Below are 23,421 nucleotides of genomic sequence, written 5' to 3' on the forward strand. Positions count from 1 at the left end.
TTCCTACGCAGGCTCTCTTCCACCAGTGGTTGCTTGATCGGATGACTTATGCCTTTCACTGGTATCCGGCATTCAACCAATGGTCACTTTGCAGTGTTTCACCGCATTCTGCCCCGGCAGGGTCGTGTAGACGCCCGTGCTCTGGCCCGGGGTGCCGGTTGCATAGACTTCTGTAGTAGTAATCGTTTCCAACCTTTGCCACAAACTGCGTCTTGAGAACGCTGCCATTGCCTACCGTAAAGCCCGGCGTCTGGTTGTTTCCATTTACCACCGTCATCTTGAAGCAGTATGCGCTACCTCTCTTGAGCGTGAAGTTCACTGTCGTGTCACTCACCACATGCGCCTTCTGGGTCGAGACGTTCTGTGCCGCAGAAACGACGCCTGCCGCTCCATAGGAGTTGGAGGAATTCACAGAACTGCTTCCCTTTCCTCCCTTGTTGTCCGGCTTCGGGTTGGGCTTCGGCGTTTCCGCCTTCTCCAAACCTGCTACAGCTGCTTCCAGGTTCACATATACCTTTGCGATTGTCTCCTTGTCCGCGGTTTCATCCCCGGCGACTGCCTTTGCTACCTGTAGCGCCGCCTCCAGGTTTGCCACACTGCGGTCCGTATAGCCGTTCAAGTCGATCGCTTCTGTCTCTTCGATGAGCTTCTGCAACTCTTCTCTGCTCGGGATCTTCCGCAGGGATGCCATTGCTTCCGCAAGCTTCTTCGCCATTGCATCCACTTCTTCCTGTCCGGCCTCCGGATTCCCAAGCATCGTCTCTGCATCTTCCAGCACTTCATTAAAGGTCTGGAACGCCTCATCCTGGATATAACTGTCCATATCCAGGCTATTCGCTTCATCCACCACGGTCTGGAGCGCCGACAGGTCTGCACGGTATTTCAGATTTTCAATCGCCTTCTGCAAGTTCTCATATGCCTTGTCCACTTCCGCCTTCAGCGGGTTCTCCTGCGCATAGACGTCCTTTGCCTCATTCAGCGCTTCCTCAAAGCCCTCCGTGCTGCTCGGCTTGAATGCATCCAGTTTCTCCGCCAACTGCTCTGCGATTTCAATCAACGGCAGCAGCACTTCCTTGTCGCCTTCCTCGAATTCCAACAGGTGCATCGCTTTTAGCAGCTCGTCCCAGGCCTTGTTGACCTCTTCCTGGGTTGCAGTCGGATCGTCGTAGACCTCCTGCGCGTTGGTCCGGGCATTCACAAAGAGTTCCCGTACTTCCGGCACCAGGCGGTCAATGTCCTCCTGTGTAACGTTGTTCGCCTCATCCAGGACAATCTTCAAGATGTCCTTGTCCACCTTCGTAAAGGTAAAGCGCAGGCTCGCGCTCTCATTCGGCATCGTGTAGGTGTACGTAAAGCCGTTTGGTTCAAACGGGATGTCCTCCCCGTTGAGCTGTGCACTGGCGAATGCGCCGTCGGTCGGGGTGAAGGTAAAGGTCAGATCTTCACACGGCATCACTTTCGCGCCGTAGATTGCATCCGTGGAGATCACCACATCTGCATTTCCTTCCACTTCCACCGCTGCATTGCTGCTCCACTGTACGGTCAACAACTGCGGCTCCTTCGGTTCACCCTTCTCTACATGTACAGTCATATCCTGGAGGTCGCACGAAATCTCTTCTCCATTCCAGCATCCCATCGTCACATCTTGGATTGACAAGGTATAATCTCCCTCTGCCAAATCGCTGTCCGTCGTAAACTTCGCTGTGAACAGGCTGTCCAAATCGGGCGGCAATCCTTCGCCGGTCTCTCCCAAATACAAGAACTTTACCATATGTTCATCGTTCTTGATGTTGTACGCAAAGTATCCCGATACGTTTTCATTTAACGTGACCCTCTCACAGTTCATCCCTTCCGGATAGATCAGGCTCATCTGGAACGAACCTATGGGCTCCTTCAGTTCCTCCAGTCCGCTTATGGTATTCTTCACCATAAAGCAGCTGTTTGTCTCCACCGTCTCCGGTCCATCCAGTCCCAGCTGCACGGGGGATTCCGGCACTTCCTCATAGCTCAGGAACTTTGCATCTGCCCAGTTGCCATGGTCGCCATTGATGGACCCGTTGCTATCCAGTTCCAGTCGCAGCGTTCGCACTCCGGTCAAGTCCACACTGACAAACTCAGCAGGCACCAGATAGGACATCTCTGGACTGACATAACGGGGCTCCTCCTCATTGTCACAGTACACTTTGAAGATCATAGAATTGCTATATTCCTTGAGGTGACTTGCACCAACCCAGCTTTCAAAGCGGCTGTAGCCCTTTCCCGCAATATCATACGTCAGCATACAATACGCATGCATGCCTATGCCCTTCTTTTTGCCATCGACCTCAGGCAGATCCAACGCTTCCCCATCCGGGCCGGTTACGACCATGTCTAGACCTTCCACACCGCTGTCCTTGACTGCATGTCCGTAGGTCCCCTGGTTGTCTAAAGCGGTCCATTCTAGGTCACTTAGATAGACGTTTTTTGTTGTACAGAATGAGATCCGATAGACAAACGTACCACCGTCCGGGCGGTGAACTGTAATTTTGGTCACCCCTGGGACCCGCATTGCCGGGGAAATCACATAAGTAACCGCTTCATGATCGTTTTGCACGGTCACCTCAGGAACTTCATCCCCGACTTCAATGGGATAGTAATAATCAAACTGTCCTGGAGCAAATTCCTGCACAGGTTTTCCATCGATCGAAATGCCCGTAATGGTACTGATCGGGTCGATCTCTTTCATCGTTAAGAACTTTGCATCCGCCCAGTCTGCATGATCGCCTGTATCCGGGCCATTGGTATCGGCCTCCAAGCGAAGAATCTTCGTATTGGCCACCGGTATTGAAATTTTCTGCGCTTCTCGCGCACCTGTCCCGGAAGGCTGACTCTCATAGATCAACACATCGTCGGAATACACGCGGAAAATCACATCGCCCATATCGGACTTAAGCGCATCAACCCCTACATATGCCTCAAACACCTCGTAGCCCTTTCCCTCGATGTTATAATAAACCTCGGAGGTCGCGTGGGTACCAAGTCCTTTTTCAAAAGTCGTACGTACCCCGTCAACGATCAGCTCCAATTTGGGATTCTCATGGGACCGGTCTTTCTGAATCGGTCCATACGCACTATAGGAGTTGGCCTCAAATTCTAAGTCGCTCAAGTAGACGGTGGCGTCCAACTCCAATGCCTTTTTCACCAACCCCTCCAGAGCCGACTGCATCTCCTCAGCCGCTGCATCCAGCTGGTCTTGGGAAACATCTTCTACGCTGGCCAACAGATCTCTCGCTTTCTGCATGGCTTCTGCCAACGGCGCCCAGCTCTCCGGGGTATAATGGGCCTCGGGTAAACATTTTGCCTGGTTCATCTGCTCTAGCAGTACATTGACGGAACGCAACCCCTCCTTAGCGGCATCCAAAGCTTGAATCGCCTCTTGTACCTGCTGACTGGTCAGTTCATCCCCCAATTCCAATAGGGCGTTGGCTGCAGCGACTGCCTCTTCGAGACGTTGCCATGTTGCAACCGTGTAATCGCTCTCCTGGAGAGAATCCAACCCGGACAGGTGATTTTTCAGGCGTTCCATATTGCCGTTATAAACAGGTAGTCCTTGGTCCTCTGTTGTCGCCGGACGGAAACGGACGGCGAAGCCGGTACCATATGCCATAGGATAATACATCGTCTCACGGTTGTCCACCAAGTAACGGTTACAGAGCAAGGCGCTGCTGTCCTTATTGGAAGAAGTTCCGGTCAGGCCGATCGCATCTGCATAGACTTCCGCCACATAGGTTTGCCCTTCTGTCAGGAAAGAAAGTGGCAGTTGCATCTCACGCTCGATTGCAGAAACGCTTCCCACATACCATTCGTCCTTATCCCGCGTCTTTCTCGCGTAGGTGGCATACTCCGACATAGAGGCTTCCAGCACGCGCAGTTCATCCCAATTGCTGGGCAAATTTTTCCAGAACTGCCGCTCCTGCTCCGGAATCTGTGGAATCGTCGTCGGATTTCCATACCAATACAGGGAATGCATACCGGTGCGGAACAAAAGGGAGGAGGCTAAGGCATATCCCTTGGTTGCCTTTCCTGGATAACAGAAGGTATGATCCGTCGGGCCTTGTATGGCGCGGGTAAACAGGGTAGAAATATCCTCTGCAATCTGGCCGCCCTTAATCCCCTCGTCGCCCAAGATGCCTTCGGTTGTAAGTAAATTCGGATAGGTACGTTCGATGCCGCTGGTTACATACTCGTCATGGATGGTTAGAACCAAATGGTGGCGGGCCGCCGCCTCGATCATCTCTTCGTTCCTCGCTTCATACTCCTGGTTTCCCTCCATCATAAAGCCGGGTTTTACCCCTGCAGCGCCCCAATCTTCAAAGCGTGCAAACAGTTCGTCCACCGTATACCGTCCATACTTGTCAAACATATGGCGGTTGTTGACGTATAGAATCATCCCTACCCCTTGGGAGTTTGCATATTCGCAGATCTCGCGCATATCCAAATGAGGCTGAAAGAGGCCGCCTTCCGGCCAGCCGGGAACCGGTTCGCCGGTAATCAATCCATACGGCGGGAAGCCCTCGCCAGCGTCAAATACGCCGTCCGCAGGGATAAACTCCTTCATAATGCGTTTGACCTGCGCCAGTTCTTCAGAATCCCCTGGTTCGGGTTCCAACTTGGATGGGTCCAAGCGAGGGTCACATCGATCGTCCAACTCTGGCCCATACCAGCCATAATCCAAAAGGACATACTCAAAATTTTCTGCTTTCGCGGTATCAATCCAATTTTTGAGGGTTTCTGTGGTCTCGCTACCCGCTCCCAACATCAGATTGCGTCCGGGCTTGACCCACTCGGAGAACTTGTACATCTCTTCATCTGCGGCTTCATTCAAATTTAGAATAATATCCTCATTTTCCGGCAACCGAGCCAGTTCTTCCGCTACTACCAGGGTACGCCAAGGGCTGCTCTTCTCTGTGTTGGCAGCGACATGGACCACATCGCCGTCGTACTTTGCCTGTAATGTGCGGTCTGCACACTTTGTCATATACAGGACAGCATAATCGTCCAGGTTTGCCTCACAAATAGAGACCACCGCCCCGTCTGCATACTCTACAGTCATTGGACGGCAGTAATGCCGGCCTTCAAACTCTTCTACTGGAATGGTCTGGGGCACGATTTGGTTGATGTCCTCGTGAATCTGCGCAACCGCACCTTCTGGAAAAGCAAATTGCGTATATTCGTCCGTGATCTGGTAATCCATGTCCATCTCCGGTAAAAGGTATCGGAATGCAACACCTGTGTCATACGCACGCATCTCGATGGTGATGGTTTTTCCCTCTGTATTGGACAGGGTGACGGCCGTCTCCTGGAACCGGTCTTCAATCACCGCTTTATCCCCCACAAGTGTATTCCAGCTTTGGTCCCCCTGAGAGGTCTCTGTCGAAACCAATGTCAGGTTGTTCTGAAAAGAACCCGCTGTGGTCTCTAGTCCCAACGTTCCATCCTGCAACAAAGCTGTTCCGTTCAAAACAACATTATAATAGGGGACCCCTTCATCCAGCCAAAAATTAATCTGTAGGTCTTTTTCTGGCGCGGTGGTCCTTTGGACATCCGATGGGGATACCGGGTCATTCTGTGCGGCGTCGGCTATTGGAACGATTCCAACGTTTGTCGTCGCCAATGCCAGGGATAAGAACAATGCTGTCAGTTTCCTTTTCATACTTCTCCTCCTATTTTATCCACATCTGTGATACGTGCGACACGTATCTTTCCTCCGATTTTTTTGCACCCCCTCTTCAATACTGTTGTTTTTGAATACTTCCCTCCTTTTCTCCCATTCTTTTCTTTTACATGATAGCATATCACCTAATTTAATAATCGCTCTATGAGCAAATTTTAAACAATTATTATAAACCATTTTCTCAATGAAATGTCAAAAACACTTGAAAAAAAGCCTTTGAAAATTCTTTCACTGAATGACTGCCCCGTTTCCGTTCATCTATGTTCTGCCCGATAATATGGACAATTTTCTATTAAAGTTTCCACAGACAAAGTCTGATTGTTCGAAACAATTATATAATTTAAAATAATTATATACCTGATTTGAACGATAATTTTTTAGATTGTTTATGATTTCTATTTTATAGTTCTAAAAATTCTTTGATATTTAACCGGTAAATATATTTTTTCAAAGCATAAATATTTCCTATAAAAAATTATATTTTGTAGAAAATCGTGTATATTGTAAAAAAGAAGGCCCGTTCTCCTCCATCATGGAGGAGAACGGGCAAATCCGCTACAAAAGACACACTGGAGATTGCAATATGAACGCTTCAAATCAAAAAAGTATCAACCAGGAGAAAAGTCAGGCCATCAATCGTGCCTTGATTATTGACCTCCTCCGGCAACAGGGGGTCTGTTCCCGCGCGACACTGGCGCACCTCTCTGGTCTTAAGCAGGCCACGATCACCAATATCATTGCAGAATGCATTGCAAGTGGGCTTGTGGTGGAAACAGGGTTGATGAGCGGCAGCAAAGGCCGGCGTTCCATAGGAATTACGCTCAATGAAGAGCACTGCCATGTCATCGGAATCCGTATGACACGCAGCGCGTTTTATCTTTGTCTGGCCGGTCTTTCTGGAAAACCCCACCGCATACAGGAATACCCGATTGCACCGGGGGAGCCTGTGCAAATAACCCTACCGCGTATTCGCCGCGCTGTGGAGGAAACGCTTGCTGAGGCAGATTCCAAAATTGCCGCCGCATGTATGGCTATGCCCGGCCCTTACCATGAGGATCGCGATTGTCTGTTCTTTGTCACAGAGTTGGCTGGTTGGCAGAACTATCCCATTCGGGCAACTCTGACGGAAGGATTGGAACTTCCCTTCCTGATTGTAAACGATGCCAACGCCAGTGCATTTGCACAACTTTGGTACCATGGTCAAGAGCCGGCCACACAGAATATGCTGTATGTGCTCGCCGGGCAGGGGGTAGGATGCGGTATTATCTCCGAAGGCCATTTGGTGGTAGGACAGCGTGGGCTTGCTGGGGAATTCGGCCACAATTCGATTGATTTTAATGGTCTGCCCTGCGAGTGTGGAAACCGCGGCTGTTTGGAGAAATACTGTTCTACGTTGGCGTTGCGCAACCGCATCCGAAATCGTCTGGCAGTTGGGGAGACCTCCAAGTTGCGTGCCGATGCTCTAACGACAGAGGCTTTGGCACATGCGGTTGCTCAAGAAGACCCGATCGCCTGTGAGGAGTACGATCGTGTGTGTGATTTCCTCTCCATCGGCATCACAAATCTCATCAACCAATTCAACCCTGGCCTGATCGTTATTGGCGATGAACTCGCAGAGATTGCACCGGATCGAATGCTCAAGACCGTTCGAGCGCGCGTCGGCGAAAGTGTCAATGCGCTGACTTCCGGTGAAGTAACCATTGAAGTCAATCGCCTTCCGGGAAGTCCCGTTCTGCTAGGAGCAGCGGCTTTCGCGGCTGAATCCGTTCTCTCCGATCCAGGAAAATTGATCCAAGAGGCCTCTGCACAACAGCCTCTTTCCTCTATGCCGTTGGAGTGTATCGCTCCGTAATCTCCATTTGGACGGTTCTCCCTGTGACTGATCCGGTGTTTTATATTCCAATCAGACAAAATAAATTCGCTTATGGCCTACCAGTCCAGCCGGTATCGGTGCTTTTCCGAATCATAAGAAAAGCCAACGGAGAGCAAGGTCTGGCAGGAGGCTCTATTCTTTGCGTCGAGTTGCACAATCACCCGGCGGGTATCGGTTTCTTGGACAATCTGTTGAGGCAACTCACAGACGGCAGCCTTTCCCAAGCCTTGGCCTACATATGCCGTTTCCCCGATGAGATCATCGACGCTGTTATGTTCCAGCTGTTTCCACCGTCCCATGCCAGATTTCGCCGCTTTTCTCATAGGGATCATATTGACAAAAGCCGATTGCAGTCCCTTCGCATGAGATCATCCAATGGCGAATCCAATTGTAAGTTCCCTGACGTTTTCTGATCTCATCGGTCCAGGCAGCCGGATGTTCAAACCACCGCGCAACATGTGCCCGGCCAAGCCACTGAGCTTCCGGGAGAAGATGAGTGTCCGTGCGTTGTCGAGGCTGTATGGTTGCTGTGTGGATTGGAATGCACTCTTGTTTATCCCTTCAAGAGGGTGTCCCCAAACTACGAATCTTTGGATTCATAGGAAAGGGGCATCCTCTTTCTGTTTGGAAAAACATCTGCGTTTCTAAAAAACGAGGAGATCCTTCCGTCCTTTCACGACTTTTGGGACACCTTCTTTTTCATTAGACCGATGTTCGCTATTCACGCTTTTGCAGCATTCTCTCTCAAAACACTCGGGTTCTTTACAGATCAATCTGTTTTGTCGCGATCCGCATCCGAAACGTGCGATCGTGTTCCACAAACAACAGCGTGGGTTTGCTGGTAAGGAGTAAATCCTCGATCTGTACACGTGAAAGTACATCAATAAAGTTCAGCGGCTCATCCCAAATATACAGATGCGCCGGTTTACAAAGACTTTTCGCCAACAACACCTTCTTCTTTTGGCCTTCACTGTACGCCTCTATGTTTCTGGAAAATTGTCCCCTGGAAAAGCCCAGCTTTCGCAGAATGGTTTTCAGGAGGGATTCTTCCAACCCCTCCTTTTCGGCAAGCGAGCGCAAAGAGCCACATAGCCCCGAAGTCTCCTGCGGGACACAGGAAACCACCAGATTTCCACCTATCCGGAGGTTCCCCCGAAGGCAATGGGCTTCCCAAGAAGCAAATTTAACAGGGTGGATTTACCACAGCCATTTTTTCCGCACACGGCTACACGGTCTCCCTGTTGAATCGAAAAGCGTACGTCTGAAAAGACCTCCTTTTCTCCATAAAAGGCTGAGAGGTGTTCTGCTTCCACCAATACGCGCTTGGGATAATGGAGCGGCGATAACCGAAGAGGTTCCGCCTGCTCCAAATTTTTCAGCAACTTAGCTTTCTCCTCTACCGCGGCCTCCCGTCGAGCCTCAATGGTTTTGGAGCGTTTCATCATTTTGGCCGCCTTATGCCCCACGAATCCGCGGTCTGGACGCAAGCCGGAATTGCGTGTGTCATACTTGCTTTTTTCGGTTTTATCGCTCCAATCCGCCGCCCGGTGGGCCGCCCGGTCCAGCCGGTCAACCTCCTTGCGAAGTTTTTCCTGCTCTGACCGCTCAAATTGATCTTGCCGGTTCCGATTTTCCTGCCAGGATTGAAAATTTCCCGCCTGTACTTCGATGTCCGCACGATTGATCGAAAGGATATGGTCCACACAGCCGTCAAGCAATACACGGTCGTGAGAAACCAGGATAAACCCTTTCTTTCCGCTTAGATACCGGCACACAGCGTCACGCGCTTCCTCATCCAAGTGGTTTGTGGGTTCATCGATCAAAAGGAACCGGTTCTCATGTAGGAACAGGGTTGCCAACAACACTTTGGTCTGCTCGCCATTGCTTAAAGTGTTGAACGAACAATCCAACACGTCGCAATCCACCCGAAGAAGGGACAATTCCCGTTCAATTTGCCATCGGTCGCACTCTGGGGCGATGGATTGCACCACCATAGCCGTACTCTTCTCTAAATTAGAAACCGAAAAAGGAAAGTATACCATTGGGACTGGACAGGAAATCACCCCTTGATGGGGATACTCCCCAATAACAGGCGTAAAAGGGTGGTCTTTCCCCGGCCGTTCCGGCCAATCAAACCGGTCTTCCAATTGGTGTCCAATTGAAACGACGCTTGATCAAAGACCCACTCCGGGTTTCCCTCATATCCAAACGTTAAATTTTTGACCTGTATCAAAGCCATTGTCATCGCCTCCACAACAAAAATAGGGCCGCAAGAAAGCGATCCTTTCCCGCAGCCCTTTTATCCATTGTTTCAGAGACGCACAACGGCAATCCCGCAGGCGTATACAATGAACCCAGTAGTCTGTCCCTGTTTTCCTTTCGGCAAACAGGGCTATCCACACCGGTTAAGTGTATTCAGGAGCGTGTCACTTTCTTGCAGGGTACAACGAACAAAAGGAACCCATGGTTCCTCGTTTCCATACCCGATTGTTCCAATCTTAGCAAGAAAAAGTGCGCACGCTTTCAACTCCCATCGTCTTATTTGCTGTCACTATAGCATACGATCTGTTATTCTGTCAAGCCAAACAAAGGGCTTCCGCACCGGTTTTCACCGGAGCGGAAGCCCTTTCATTATGCAAGAAGGGATGACCTTCTGCAAAAAAGTCTTTGAATGATGCGATTATCCGGCAATGGTCACCGTACAATGTTTCACTGGCGCACCACCCGGGAGTGTGGTATACACGCCCGTGCTCTGGCCCGGCGTACCGATTGCATACACGCGATAGTAGTAATCGCTTCCAACTTTTGCTACAAACTGCGTCTTGAGTACATTGCCGTTGCCGACTGTAAAGCTCGGCATCTGGCTGTTGCCGTTGACGACAGTCATCTTGAAGCAATAGGCCTGGCCATGCTTCAACGCAAAGTTTACAGTTGTATCAGAAACCACATAGGCCTTCTGTGTAGAAACCGTCTGTGCTGCTGAGACCACACCGGATGCGCCATAAATATTGGAAGTATTGGCCGATGTAGAGCCCTTGCTGCTGTTGGGCTTCGATGAATCAGCCTTTACAAGGCCGTCGATTGCATCCTTGCCATTGTAATAGGCAGTCGCCAACTCTTCATCGGTTGCATCCGGATTTGCCGCTGCTGCCTTGGCCACATTCAGCGCCGCCTTGAAATTCGCCACGCTGCGGGAAGTATAGCCGCTCAAATCCATCGCTTCCATTTCGGCGATGAGCTTATTCAGCTCGTCTCTGCTCGGGATCTTGCGCAGATCCGCCATGGCTTTGACAAGATCGTTCGCCATCTGATTTACGGCTTCCTGTGTCGCCTTCTTTTCGTTCAGCATGTCGATTGCCAGACCGCGAATTTTTACAAAGGCATCCTTTTCTGGACCATCCAGGAACGTATCCAAGTCCAGGCTGTTGGCCTGATCTACAGCTGTTTGCAGGACAGAGAAGTCTGCTCCGCGAACCAGTTTATCAAAGGCTTCCTTCAGATCTTCACAGGCTTTCTCAATATCTCCGGCCAAAGCCTCTTCATCTGCCGCCACTTTTTCTGCTGCCTCATAGGCCGGCAGATACTCTGCCCAACTGTCCGCTGTAAAGTCTTCCTCGTGCAGCTCACGGGCAATTTCCAGCAACAGATCGAGTTCGGTCTTGTCGCCCGGGGCAAAGCGCAACATATGGATCATATCCATCAGGTCGCTCCAGGCCTTGTCGATTTCTGCCTGCGTTGCCGTCGGATTCCCTGCAACCTCGTTTGCCTTTTCCAATGCTGCGTCGTAGCGTTCCTTGACCTTCTGGATCAAGTCGGCATATTCCTCGCCGTTCTGCAGTTCTTCTGCAATCGCAATGGTCTGGCGCAGAGTCAGTTTGTTAACCACTGTGAATACGAAGCTCAGCTCCACATCCTTGTTCGGCATTTCATAATTGTAGAGATAACCAGACGGATCGTCGAATTCCTCCGGCTCTCCATTGATGGTTACACCTGCAATCTCTCTGCCGTCCACGGCCGGCACAAAGCCCAGTTCCAGCTCGGTGCCAGAGAGGACATCCTCCTCATATTTGCCCAGCAGGTCTGCAATCTTATCGCTCTCACCGTTCACCGTCAGGTTGACTTTGCTGCCATCATATAGGATCGACAGGCTGTGTTCGGCGGGAACGTCCGCTTCAAACTCTGCATCCGCAGTGACGTCTTGGTTCACGACCATGGTATAGGTATTTTCTGCTGTGAGTTCCACTTCTTCGCCATTAATCAGCGCGCGGCTCTACATGATACCCTTCGTCCGGGGTAAAGGTAAAGGTGACTGTTGTTCCGACGGCTACGGTTTGGCCCGCAACGATTTCGCCACTGTCTGTAGCCGCCGAAATCTTACCGTTAACGGGCTCTGTAAAATTTACGTTTACCTTTTCTTCTGCGCTATTCCTTCCAAATATCTGAAGCTCCGTGATGACCGCGTTGGTGCTCCAAGTGCTGTAAGAGCTGTTCACATAGATGCGTACGCCCGTGATTCCTTCCTGCACGGCGTCAAATACGATCTCCTTCTGCTCCTGCTCGCGGTCTGCTGCATTCGACTTCCAGGTGATGTCGCCCGAATTGGCGACCTTTTCCCAGGCGTCTCCATCCTTTGTTACAAGTACGTCAAAGTTCTTCGGTCCCTGATCCTTTGCAAAATAGCTCCACAGGATGAGGCTCTCCACGTCCTTTGGCGTATCCCAAGTGATCTGCACATAACGGTCATCTTCTGGAATCTGGTCGAGCTTCTTCATTCCGAATACGCCCTTGCCGCCTGCACCCTCTGCCTGGTCGTCAAAAATGCCGTCATTGACAAAGGAAGCCTGCTTTCCGCTTGCCAGAGCTGTACTCGGAGCAAACGCCGTTCCGTCCGGAGCGATGTTATGCACATCTTCCTCTGCAACATTGACCACTGCGGTCACCTGAATCTCAGCGGTGTTCGCAATGCATTCCGGCAGAGTCAAAGTACCTGCTGATGACCTGCTTGCCAGCAGCGTTCGGGTCATAATTTTCTAGGTTCCAAGTAACAGGAACCGTTGCACGCATGCCGCCCTTCAGAGTCAACGTAATCGTCTCCGGCAAGTTCAACACGCCGGACTCTGTGCCGTACTCTACATCCTGATCCGCCGGATTTTCTGCGGACTCGATTTCCAACGGCGTGCCGGTTTCCTCGGTTGCAAGAAACTCTGCGGAAATCTCCACATCGCTTGTGATATTCTCCAGGGTATATTTGTTGTCCACAGGGACAACGATCTCATTGTTGACAACTGCCTTGTAGGTCTTATAACCGTCGTTCGGAGTAAATGTGATTTCGAGCGGCAGGCCGTCTAAAACGGAACCTTCCGGATCGGTTATAATCGTGCCATTCGCTGTTTCTGCGATATGGATCTCATACTCCTTGACATCGTCCAGCTTGGTCAGCGTTGCATCCGCCCAGTCGCCGTGGTCGGAGCCGTTGCCATCGCCTGCATCTGTCACACGAAGAGTCAGTACGCGGCAATCCGTGATAGTCAGGTTGATTTCTTCGCTGGAATCCTTCTTCAATACGTCGGACTTGTAGATGCTCTGTCCATCCGCCAACACCTCAAACTGGATGCTGGAAGTGGCAACCTGCATCTCCTGGTCCACGCCAATGATGGAATGGAACTTGTAGGAACCGCCGCCCAGATAGATCTGGATGTCGGAATTTGCATGGGTACCGATACCGGATGTATAGGTCTTACCACCCAGCCGCAGCGCATTGCCATCGATGGACTTGTTGCGCCCCGGCGCGGTGCCCCAGCCAACCGTTGCACTCAGCCACGGATAATCGCCCAGCTTGGTAACGGTATTGACCGGCGCCTTGGAAACCTTCACCGGTTCCGTCGCCAATTTCGTTGTATTCTCTTCATCGCCATCATAGGTATAGGTCGCTGTTGCAGACAAGATATAATCGTCTGCCGGCTTTGCAATGGAACAAGATGCGTCCTCTGGCATGGTAACCTGGAAGGTCACTTCTTTTTTCTCGCCCAATGCCAGTTCTGCGATCTCTTCCCCTCCGGTGACCTGGAAGCTTTCCGGAGCATCGAGGGATACGACCACGTTTTTCATGGTCTCACGGCCGACATTTTCCACTTCTACGGTGAACTCTGCGGTCTCGCCTGCATTGTAAACGCCGTATTCGGAACTGAGGCTTACGACTCCCATCTTGTCGATGCTGCCCGGCTCTGCGGCCTTCACACGATAGAGCTTCACGCCGTGGGTCGGGATTTCGCCGGAATTCAGGATTTCTCCACAAACATCCTCGCTGTTCTCCTCCCAGAGATCTTCGACCATATAGAGCGAAGTGGAGGCCAAGGTGATACGCTCGTCTTCATCGGACAGATTCGCCAAATCTACACTTGCGGTCGCGTTATTTGCGCCGCTCTTGTTGAAGAAGCAAACTGCCGCTTCGCCATTTTCAAGCGGTTTGACAAGGATGTCAATGCCGTTTGCGGTAGAAATGCGCTTTGCCTGCAGAAGGAGCGGGTCCTGGTTCAGTGCAATGACCTTATCGTTGGTAATAACATCATACGCACCATTATGTACCTCGTGATCCACACCGTCCGGGCTAGTCTCCGACACGAAGTCGCGAATATCGCAGCCCACAATCAGCGGAGAGTTCATCATTGCCCACAGGGAGAAATGTGCCTTATTCTCCGTATTGCTCAGTCCGCCGTTGCCGACCTCGAGCATATCCGGGTCATTGTAGGTGCCCGGCTTCTGATAGGACCAAAGGGTGACTGCCTGCTCATAGTTCGACATAACCGAACTCCAGCTTGCGGAAATGTCATGAGAGGTTCTCCAGGAGTTTGCAAAATCTCCCGCCCAGGTCCAGGGCTGTGTTCTGCCGTGTTCACAAACGGAGAAGAAGATCGGTTTTTCTTCCGTCTGGTTCTCCTCTGCGACCTTCGCCGTTGCTTCTTTTAAAGCGTTGCCCATCTTGGAATAACGGCGGATCGAGTCCGCCTTCTGGCCGTCGATGGGGTTGAAGATCTTAATGGTGTTCTCGCCAGCGTCCAGGTCAATATAAACCTGCTGACGGCCGGTATTGCTCCAGCCGCTGGTGCGCGCAATCAGCGTTTCATAGGTGCGTTCCCCATTCACTTCGATCTGCGCATATTTGGACAATTCAGACGCTGTCTTCTTGAAGCCGATGGTCAAGACGTACTCACCGGGCTCGTCGACGGTCTTTTTAAAGGTAATGGAACCGCCGTTCGCGCTCAGGCCCGTCACATAGCCGGTTCCATAGCAGCCGCCACCCTTGACAACAGATGCATTTCCCTCCAGAATCGCATCCTCTGCCTGAAGCTGTTCGCCCTCTGGCGTGCCGGCTTTGGCCACTGTAATGTAGTCCACATCCGGGGCCTTTGTATAGCTGGTATAGCCAATATCGGGGCCCATATCGACCACATGGCAGTAGTCGTATTTCAGATATTCGACGCCCCACTCTGCAAAAGTCTGGGCATCAAGTTCTTCGTTACCCGCAGCGCCGGGCAAATCCTCACAGGTCAGCTCGCCGCTGGAGCTGTACAAACCGACCTTCAACGGATTTTCAGGGTCCAATGCATTAATCTGCTTGATGAAATCCGGTCCGCTGGGGAAGCCCGTCAAATCGAACTGCATCCGACCGTTTTCATCGCGCATATTGGACTGCCAGCAGTCGTCCAAGTTAAAATAGACATAGCCATGATCGTTCAGATTGGTGTTTACCAAGGCTTTGGCAGCATCCATCGCCTTCTCTTCATTGATCTTCTCACGGAAGAAGTTCCAAGTGGACCAACCCATCTGCGGTGGCAGCTTCCCTGCTGCAGCCGCTTCCTGTTCCTCCAGGATTTCCTCCTTCTCTTTGGCGCTTTCCGCTGTCTCTCCGGAAGTCTTTGCCTGTGCGGCAGAAGGCGCCGTAAGTACCTTCTGCAAAACGCTTGTCGCCGCAGAGGGCAGAGTCGTCAGTTGGAACGCCTGCTGAGGCTGCTCGGTGTAGTCAGCTGCTGCGAATGCAGTTGACGACGCCGGAGCCATCAGCGCTGCACAGAGCAGAAGACTTACCAGTGCTTTTACTCTCTTCACGTTTCTCTCTCCTTCTTAAGAAATTACAGGTTATCAAATCCCTGCAAACTTTATGTAAAAGCGGCTGCTGGACCGCCTCCACATCTTAACAAAAGCCCTAGTTTGACACACTAATTTGATAAATTATATAAAAATCCTTCTCACCAATTTTCATTTTTATACTAATATTTACATCAAGCATCTTTAATGCTTCAAAGAAATTAAGATAAAAATACATATTTTCGCAACAATTATCCATATTTTGATTGAATTTTATAAAATTGCGCTTAAACAAAGGCTATTCGTGAAAGGAAGCCATATTTTATTTTGATCCATTTCGTGTCTTCTCGTTCTATTGTTTACCAATATTTTCACTTTTGCGTTCGACACTTTACACATTTACATAAAAATGTTACACTTATAACAAAAGTTATCTTTTTTACGGAGGCGAATCATGAACAAAAAGACCGAACGCCTGAACCGTTTGATCGAGATCCTGAAGATCCGAAGCTTCGTATCCATCAAGGAGCTCGCCTCCCTACTCGGCGTGTCAGAAATGACGGTGCGGCGGGACCTGCGTATTTTAGAAGCCAATAAGGTGGCAGAAAATATTCACGGCACCACCGTATACAACCCGGCCCATGGAATCCATAAGACCGACGCAGGTTATAACCTTTTGTCGGAAGTGGGCAAGCAGGATAAGCAAAAGGGAGCGATCGGTAAACTGGCAGCTTCCTTGATTGAACCGGGCGACATCATCATTCTCGACACGGGAACCACCACGGAACAGATCGTACCGCATATTCCCAACAATATGGACATCACTGCATTGTGCTACAACATCAATATTCTGATGGAATTACACCGCAAGGTTGGGGTCAAAATGCTGTTTGCCGGAGGAAATTACCATTCCAATACCCAGATGTTCGAGAGCAAAGAGGGCATTGCTTTCATCTGTGGCATCCGGGCCAGGAAGGTTTTTGTCTCTGCTGCGGGCATCCACGAGCAGTTGGGGGTCACCTGTGTCAACAGCTATGAGGTTCCCACCAAGCAGGCAATCCTGAAATCATCGCTCGTTCGCGTGTTAGTCGCGGATTCCAGCAAGTTTGGCAAGGTCCGTCCCGCTTATTTTTGCGATTTAAAGGAGATTCATGCCATTGTCACCGACAGCGGTCTGTCTGAGGAATGGCGGCAGAATATCCGGGATCATGGAATCGAGCTGTACATCGCCGAGGAGGAGTAACCACTCAGACATTTGAGATTTCTAAGAAACGAAAAGCGGCCTTGCAATTGCAAGGCCGCTTTTTCTCAAGAAATGGTTAAAAATTGAGAATATCCGCATAAACAGAGGATTGGTAAACGAAGTGGAAAAAAGAAAAACAAATCATTTGCAACCAAGTTCCGACAAATGAAAGAGCCATATAGAATGGTTTATTCCAAGAAATGAATCTCTGTGAAAGGATGCCCTTGAAATAGAGTATCCTTTTCCACACTTGAAATACCATACGATCTCATTTCTGTTTGACTCATCCAGAACTTATTTGTTTATGGTTTGTCAAAGGATTGATATAGGAGCAGTATGGAGGAATGCCGTTTACAAATCATCGGCTGATCCGTAACGGGTCAAAAGTAGAAAAGAAATTATGGCCATGAAAGGGTGCGCTCTATTCTATAGAACTGCTGGCACATATGCGAAAATGATTCCCTTATATGGCGTTAGAAGCCAAGAATCCACCGTTTGTTAGGAGTATCATGTTATAATAACCTCACGCCGTAAGCGGAAATCAGAGATTTCCGACGGCTGAGAGAGCATTGAAACATCCGGATAAGGGGCCGTGGAAGCCTTGCGGGGAATTTTTTCAATTCGTTCTTTCGGATGTTATAGATAACCTCACGCCGTAAGCGGGAATCAGAGATTTCTGACGGTTGAGAGAGCATTGAAACATCCGGATAAGGGGCCGTGGAAGCCTTGCGGGGGATTTTTTCATTTCGTTCTTTTGGATGTTATAGATAACCTCACGCCGTAAGCGGAAATCAGGGATTTCCGACGGCTGAGAGAACATTGAAATATCCGGATAAGCGGCTGTGGAAGCCCTGCGGGGAATTTTTTCAATTCGTTCTTTTCGATGTTATAGATAACCTCACGCCGTAAGTGGAAATCAGAGATTTCCGATGGCTGAGAGAGCATTGAAACATCCGGATAAGGGGCTGTGGAAGCCTTGCGGGGAATTTTTTCAATTTATTCTTTTGGATGTTATAGATAACCTCACGCCGTAAGAGGAAATCAGAGATTTCCGACGGCTGAGAGGGCATTGAAACATCCGGATAAGGGGCCGTGGAAGCCTTGCGGGGACTTTCCAATTCGTTCTTTTGGATGTTCTAATATAACTAAAAATCATTTGAAAGTTGTGGAGGAACCGTAATGGACTACAAAGTAGACGATAAAGAACTCAATGCATCCATGTTTATTTCTTTTGTTCATCAAGTATGGCCGGGTGATTATGATATGGAACGGACAAAGAGCGCATTATCCAAAACACTCAATATAACAGCCTATGACCAGAAGAAGCTTGTTGGATGTTTGCGTATTCTTTCTGACGGCTATTATTTTGGAACCATTACAGAATTACTGGTTCTTCCACAATATCAAAAACAGGGTGTTGGAAGCAAACTTCTGCAACTGGCAAAGGACAATACCCCTACCATGTTATACTTTGGTTCGCAACCAGACGTAGAGAAATTTTATGAAAAGAATGGCTGCCAAAAGAGCCTACAATCTTACATGATAATAAAGGAAAGGTAGGCGCTTGTTTCCGGCTGTAAGAGCAGGCAAATCCCAGTTTTCAGTGACGAATAAATCTTTGATTGTTGAGATTTTTTAAACCGTCTCATTGCATAAAAGGATTGAACCCATTATCCTGAAAGTAGGAGGTGGCTGAAATGGCAAATGAAGAGAAAAAAGATTTTAACGCTATGTTACACAACCATTCGGATATGCCAAAGTTTCAAACGATTACAGACCAGAAAAGTATTGAAAAATATGGTGGAAACAAAATGTATTTTGCCCCACCTACAGACTATGACAAAATAATGAAAAAAATTCCTTATGGCAAAGTAATTACTGTTGGGAAAATACGGGAATACTTTGCAGAGTTAAGCGGTGCAGATTTTACAGAGCCTATTACAGCAGGAATTTTTGTTTCGATTGTAGCGTGGGCAAGCGATCAGCGTTCCGAAGATGAAACGCCTTATTGGAGAACATTGAAAGCAAACGGAGAGCTAAATGCCAAATATCCCGGCGGGATTGAAGCACAGAAAGAGAAGTTAGAAACAGAGGGACACACCATTATTCAAAAAGGCCGCAAGAATATACGGTATTATGTAAAAGATTATGAAAATTCTCTATTTGATTTGAAAGGCTGTTCTGATTTGTAAAGAACTGGATCAATTGGAAGCCGCTTCCCTTTCCAATAACGTACTTCGTATATTTTTCTCTTCTGCGGGAAAAATGGGGACAAGCGGAGTTTTCCGCAAAAGTTCAGGGCCCCGACGGGCCAAAGGAGAGAAAAATATGTTGGATAAAATCGCTTTGACGCTGCTGATTATCGGCGGCCTCAACTGGGGCCTTGTGGGCCTTTTCCAATTTGACCTCGTGGCCTGGATCGGTGGTGGACAGGCCGGGATTATCAGCCGTATTATCTATGTAGTGGTGGCGCTGTGCGCTCTGTGGTGTATCAGTATGCTGTTCCGCCGCGACGACCATCCCGTCCCCCACGCGAGCTAGACGGGCATCTATTTCCATCCGCCTTTAACGACTGATAGCGGGCAGCTGAATGGATACCGCTCATTTGCTGTTTAAAACGGAGTTCTCTGTACAAGTGTTTTTAAGGATCGCAATGCAGCCGTTGAATCCGGGAAACCCATCCAAATATCGTATATACTATAAAACAACCTGTTGTATCCCATAAAGCGGGATGCAACAGGTTGTTTTTCGATCCATTCCCCAGGAAAGATTTTTTCAACCATCACACTGGCCGGCGCTACTAGAACCAAAAGCAGAGAACGGAGAGATCCTCGACCTCCGTAGGTACCGTTCATCCTTTTGACAAACAAAGGGAGCTTTTTTATAATAAATAACAGAATATAGAAAAAGGCGCTGGATATCGGTATGTTTGCCTGCTGTTATCTGCTCATGTTTCTCCCGTTTTTGCGGTCATACGAATCCCAGCTCCTAAAAATTCCCATATGGAACAGAATGGCTCCGTTTGAGGCCAGAAAGGCGGTATCCATGGCAGAAATTGCACCCCTGCGCGCTTTGCGCTATACAAACAAGGCCGGCAGTCTGGAGGACCTGATCTGTCCTCCCTATGACGTACTCGCTCCCGGCGACCGGGAAGCATACCTCTCCCGCAGCCCGTATAACAGTATGCACCTAGAAGTCCCAGATACCTATCCGCATGCAGCAGAACTCTTGAGAGATTGGATGAAGCAGGGCATTCTCAAACAGGACTCCGCCCCTGCGATGTTTCTTTATGAGGAAGAATTTCAAGTGCGGGGGAAACGCTGCGGAATAAACTTCTCCTGTGCCGGATGAAGCTCTCGGACTTTTCTGAGAAAATCGTATTGCCCCACGAAAATACGCTTGATGAGGCAAAACTCGATCGATTCCGCCTGATGCAGGCGACCGGCTGCAATATCAGCCCTATTTATGGACTCTATGCGGACCCGGAACGGGAAACGCGCGAGCGTATAGAACGCCTTTCCTCGGATACCCCACGCAGTACCTGTACGGTGGACGGCGTTACACACCGCCTTTGGGTCATAAATGACCGCTTAGCCATCGGCGCCTTGTGCGAGGATTTCCGCAATCGGAAGATCTATATCGCCGACGGGCATCATCGCTATGAAACCGCACTGCGTTACCGGAACTGGTGTCGGGAACAGGGATTGCCCGAAGCAGAATACGTACTGATTGGGTTAGCTGACCTGAACCATTCCGGCCTGGCGGTCTTACCCATCCATCGCCTAGTTCACGGACTGAACTCCTTCGACGAGAAAGAACTGCTCAAGCGCTGTGCCACCGTTTTTCAGGTATATGAGATGGACACACCCCCGGAATACATCGAGACGAACATGGATGCCCTCCACCGGCAGGGCAAAAAGGCTTTTGCCTATTACTCCGGCGGAAAAACCTGGCATTTGCTGCTTTTAAAGGACGAAACCCTGATGGATCGCCTTTGTCCAAAGGAGAGCCCGGCCACTCGAAACCTGAATGTATCCCTTCTCCACAAGGTGATTTTAGAGGGAATGCTTGGCATCGACGCAGAGAAGCTTGCCAAGCAGACGCATTTAACCTATACGCACGATTTTTCCGAGGCATTGGCCTCTGCCCGGTCGGGCGCATGCCAGTGCGCGTTCTTTGTCAATCCTGCTCGCATCAAGGAAATCTGTGAAGTCGCGGACGCTGGCGAAAAAATGCCGCAGAAATCAACCTGGTTTTATCCCAAACTGTTTACAGGACTGGCCTTTCACCCTCTGGAAAGTACAACGCTTTTCTCTCAGGAACCTCTTTCTCATTACGAATCGTAATGTTTTCCACTGTTTCAACAATTTGTTGTTGAAAATTCAAATGTGTTCTTGCTCCGTACAAGGATGGCTGTCAAGATGCCATTGCCCGTTATCCAGCTGTATCCCCACACGATGGATCAATCGAAAGGCCTCGTCCATCAACAAACAACATAAAAAGAAAGGGATTCTTTACAAAATTCCTCTTGACTTCAAGTGTACTTGAAGCTGTACAATTTCGATTAGAAGTTCAGATTTTCACCTATAATAAAACAAATAGGAGGATTTTGTATGTCTTATACAGCTAGTAATAACCGATACGCAACCATGCCTTACCCCCGCAGTGGGAATAGCGGATTGAAGCTCCCCGCCCTCTCGTTGGGGCTTTGGCATAATTTTGGCTCCAATGGCGACTATGAGAACATGAAGGCCATGTGTTTCACAGCCTTTGACCATGGAATCACCCATTTTGATTTGGCCAACAATTATGGCCCTGAACCCGGCAGCGCAGAACGCAATTTCGGCCGGATTTTACGGGAAGAACTGTCCGCCTACCGGGACGAGCTGGTCATCAGCACCAAGGCTGGATATACAATGTGGGATGGCCCTTACGGGGACTGGGGCAGCCGGAAATACCTGCTGGCCAGTTTGGATCAGAGCCTTCAACGGATGGGATTGGACTATGTAGATATTTTTTATCACCATCGCATGGACCCCAATACCCCACTGGAAGAGAGCATGATGGCCCTCGACACAGCGGTCAAAAGCGGAAAGGCCTTGTATGCCGGGATCTCCAACTATGACCGGGAGCATACGCAACGGGCGATGGAGATTCTAAAGGACCTCAAATGCCCGTTTATCATCAATCAAAGCCGGTATTCCATCTTCGACCGGCATATTGAAACAGACGGTTTAAAGGCCTTTGCTGCACAAAATGGATGTGGGATTATTGCGTTCAGTCCCCTGGCGCAGGGGCTTCTGACGGACAAGTATTTAAAAGGAATCCCGGAGGACAGCCGCATCAAAACCGATGGGCGTTTCCTGCATGCAGAACAACTGACTTCAGAAAAGCTTGCGCAGATTACCGCACTGAACGAGTTGGCCAAAAGCCGTGGCCAAAGCCTGGCGCAGATGGCCTTGAGTTGGATTCTGCGCGACGGCGAGGTAACCAGCGTGTTGATCGGCGCATCAAAGCCGGAACAGATTCTCGAAAATCTCAAAATTATCGGCCATACAGCCTTTACCGAAGAAGAACTTCGGGCTATCGACGCAATCAGCCCGGCAAAGTAAAGATTGCTCGAACGGACCCTTTACAAACATGCGCCCTGAAACAGCGGCTTCCGACTGTTCCAGGGCGCATTTATTTGTTTTAAGGCGGCTTGGGTAGGCCGCTGTTGGGTGTAGATTTGTAGGTAAAATACAAAACTAGGAAAATAGGCGTGAAAACCCGTGATAACTGTTGATAAACCGAAAAATGGCTTTAGACCGGCGTTTTTGGGGCGTTAGAATTGGTGACATCTTGGAAAATGTCGTATTTTTTGTATTTTATATGCAAAGTTTTATAGCCTGTTTTGCGTCGATCCAGGCGAGTATATCACGCAGTATCGAATTTTAAACAATCTTTTTAAAATGTTTAAAATCGCTTAAAATCAGCAGGAATGAATTTAACACGAAGGCTCATAAACCGCATAAAACTGCGGCATGTGGGCCTTTTTTGTTTTTATAAAGTTGATTTAAATAATTAGAATAGTATGGCCTATATCTTACTTGGAGGCGCTCTTGTACTCTCCGTTTTAATGGGAAATAGGGGAAGTCCATATAAGGCTTAATGGGAAGTGCTTCCCATTAAGTATTCATGCGGGTTTGTCACGTATTGATTCTAATTATGAATAAAATTGTTGGCAGTTTTAAAAATGTATATTTTTTGAATAATATGTATAAATATTCTTTAGCGTTTTGCTTGTCTTAGTTTGTGAATAAAATTTACTTTGTTCTAATATTTAATAATATTTTATATATGTTTATTTTTGATAATAATATATATATTAGGAAATAAAAGGGTGTATATATTGCATAAATTGTCAAGGCTAAAAGTGTCCCTAAATTGAAAAAATTGTCGTTATTAATATATAGGATTTGGCCATATCCTTACTACATATTGAAAGGGTAAGGGTTATGAAAAAGG

13 protein-coding genes and 1 pseudogene are annotated in these 23,421 nt (G+C 49.0%); 8 read left to right on the forward strand and 6 right to left on the reverse strand.

Annotated elements, in window-relative coordinates; translation table 11 throughout:
* Positions 1–55: 55 nt before the first annotated feature.
* Positions 56–5,692 carry an NPCBM/NEW2 domain-containing protein gene (locus ACGCCZ_RS07095; protein ID WP_411655663.1) on the reverse strand — a complete coding sequence of 1,879 codons (5,637 nt, stop codon included), beginning with the start codon at positions 5,690–5,692 and terminating at the stop codon, positions 56–58.
* Between the two features lie 604 nt (positions 5,693–6,296).
* On the opposite strand from ACGCCZ_RS07095, the gene ACGCCZ_RS07100 reads away from it, so the two are divergent.
* Positions 6,297–7,565: an ROK family protein gene (locus tag ACGCCZ_RS07100; protein WP_411655664.1), complete on the forward strand. Its 1,269-nt coding sequence runs from the start codon at positions 6,297–6,299 to the stop codon at positions 7,563–7,565.
* A 77-nt stretch (positions 7,566–7,642) separates the two neighbouring features.
* On the opposite strand, the gene ACGCCZ_RS07105 is transcribed toward ACGCCZ_RS07100, so the two are convergent.
* From ACGCCZ_RS07105 to ACGCCZ_RS07125, 5 genes and pseudogenes are all read right to left on the reverse strand, one after another.
* The gene (locus ACGCCZ_RS07105; RefSeq protein ID WP_411655665.1) at positions 7,643–7,885 is read right to left on the reverse strand and encodes a GNAT family N-acetyltransferase; all 243 of its coding nucleotides are present in this window, start codon (positions 7,883–7,885) and stop codon (positions 7,643–7,645) included.
* 463 nt (positions 7,886–8,348) lie between these two features.
* Positions 8,349–9,825, reverse strand: a pseudogene (abc-f, locus tag ACGCCZ_RS07110) (ribosomal protection-like ABC-F family protein).
* Between the two features lie 441 nt (positions 9,826–10,266).
* On the reverse strand, positions 10,267–11,829 hold the full coding sequence (locus tag ACGCCZ_RS07115) for an FIVAR domain-containing protein (RefSeq protein ID WP_411655666.1): 1,563 nt from the start codon (positions 11,827–11,829) through the stop codon (positions 10,267–10,269).
* Between the two features lie 10 nt (positions 11,830–11,839).
* Positions 11,840–12,568: a hypothetical protein gene (locus ACGCCZ_RS07120; RefSeq protein WP_411655667.1), complete on the reverse strand. Its 729-nt coding sequence runs from the start codon at positions 12,566–12,568 to the stop codon at positions 11,840–11,842.
* Positions 12,534–15,692: an NPCBM/NEW2 domain-containing protein gene (locus tag ACGCCZ_RS07125; protein ID WP_411655668.1), complete on the reverse strand. Its 3,159-nt coding sequence runs from the start codon at positions 15,690–15,692 to the stop codon at positions 12,534–12,536. The genes ACGCCZ_RS07120 and ACGCCZ_RS07125 overlap by 35 nt, the downstream gene beginning before the upstream one ends.
* A gap of 433 nt (positions 15,693–16,125) precedes the next feature.
* On the opposite strand from ACGCCZ_RS07125, the gene ACGCCZ_RS07130 reads away from it, so the two are divergent.
* From ACGCCZ_RS07130 to mgrA, 7 genes are all read left to right on the forward strand, one after another.
* Entirely contained in the window at positions 16,126–16,914 is a 789-nt protein-coding gene (locus ACGCCZ_RS07130; protein ID WP_054324918.1) for a DeoR/GlpR family DNA-binding transcription regulator, read from the forward strand.
* Between the two features lie 1,179 nt (positions 16,915–18,093).
* A complete protein-coding gene (locus ACGCCZ_RS07135) occupies positions 18,094–18,474 on the forward strand; it encodes a GNAT family N-acetyltransferase (RefSeq protein WP_411655669.1) in 381 nt (126 codons plus the stop codon).
* Between the two features lie 137 nt (positions 18,475–18,611).
* Positions 18,612–19,106, forward strand: coding sequence for an MGMT family protein (locus ACGCCZ_RS07140; RefSeq protein WP_054325038.1), 495 nt, complete (start codon positions 18,612–18,614; stop codon positions 19,104–19,106).
* A gap of 136 nt (positions 19,107–19,242) precedes the next feature.
* Positions 19,243–19,455, forward strand: coding sequence for a DUF378 domain-containing protein (locus tag ACGCCZ_RS07145; protein ID WP_054325037.1), 213 nt, complete (start codon positions 19,243–19,245; stop codon positions 19,453–19,455).
* Between the two features lie 504 nt (positions 19,456–19,959).
* Positions 19,960–20,265 (forward strand): DUF1015 family protein, encoded by a 306-nt coding sequence (locus tag ACGCCZ_RS07150; protein ID WP_411655670.1) that lies wholly within the window; start codon positions 19,960–19,962, stop codon positions 20,263–20,265.
* Positions 20,262–21,260 (forward strand): DUF1015 family protein, encoded by a 999-nt coding sequence (locus tag ACGCCZ_RS07155; protein ID WP_411655671.1) that lies wholly within the window; start codon positions 20,262–20,264, stop codon positions 21,258–21,260. Before ACGCCZ_RS07150 ends, ACGCCZ_RS07155 begins: the two co-directional genes overlap by 4 nt.
* A gap of 267 nt (positions 21,261–21,527) precedes the next feature.
* Entirely contained in the window at positions 21,528–22,526 is a 999-nt protein-coding gene (mgrA, locus tag ACGCCZ_RS07160; RefSeq protein ID WP_411655672.1) for an L-glyceraldehyde 3-phosphate reductase, read from the forward strand.
* The last annotated feature ends 895 nt before the right edge of the window (positions 22,527–23,421 follow it).

This window comes from Anaeromassilibacillus sp. SJQ-1, assembly GCF_046693725.1.
Classification (GTDB): Bacteria; Bacillota; Clostridia; order Oscillospirales; family Acutalibacteraceae; genus Anaeromassilibacillus.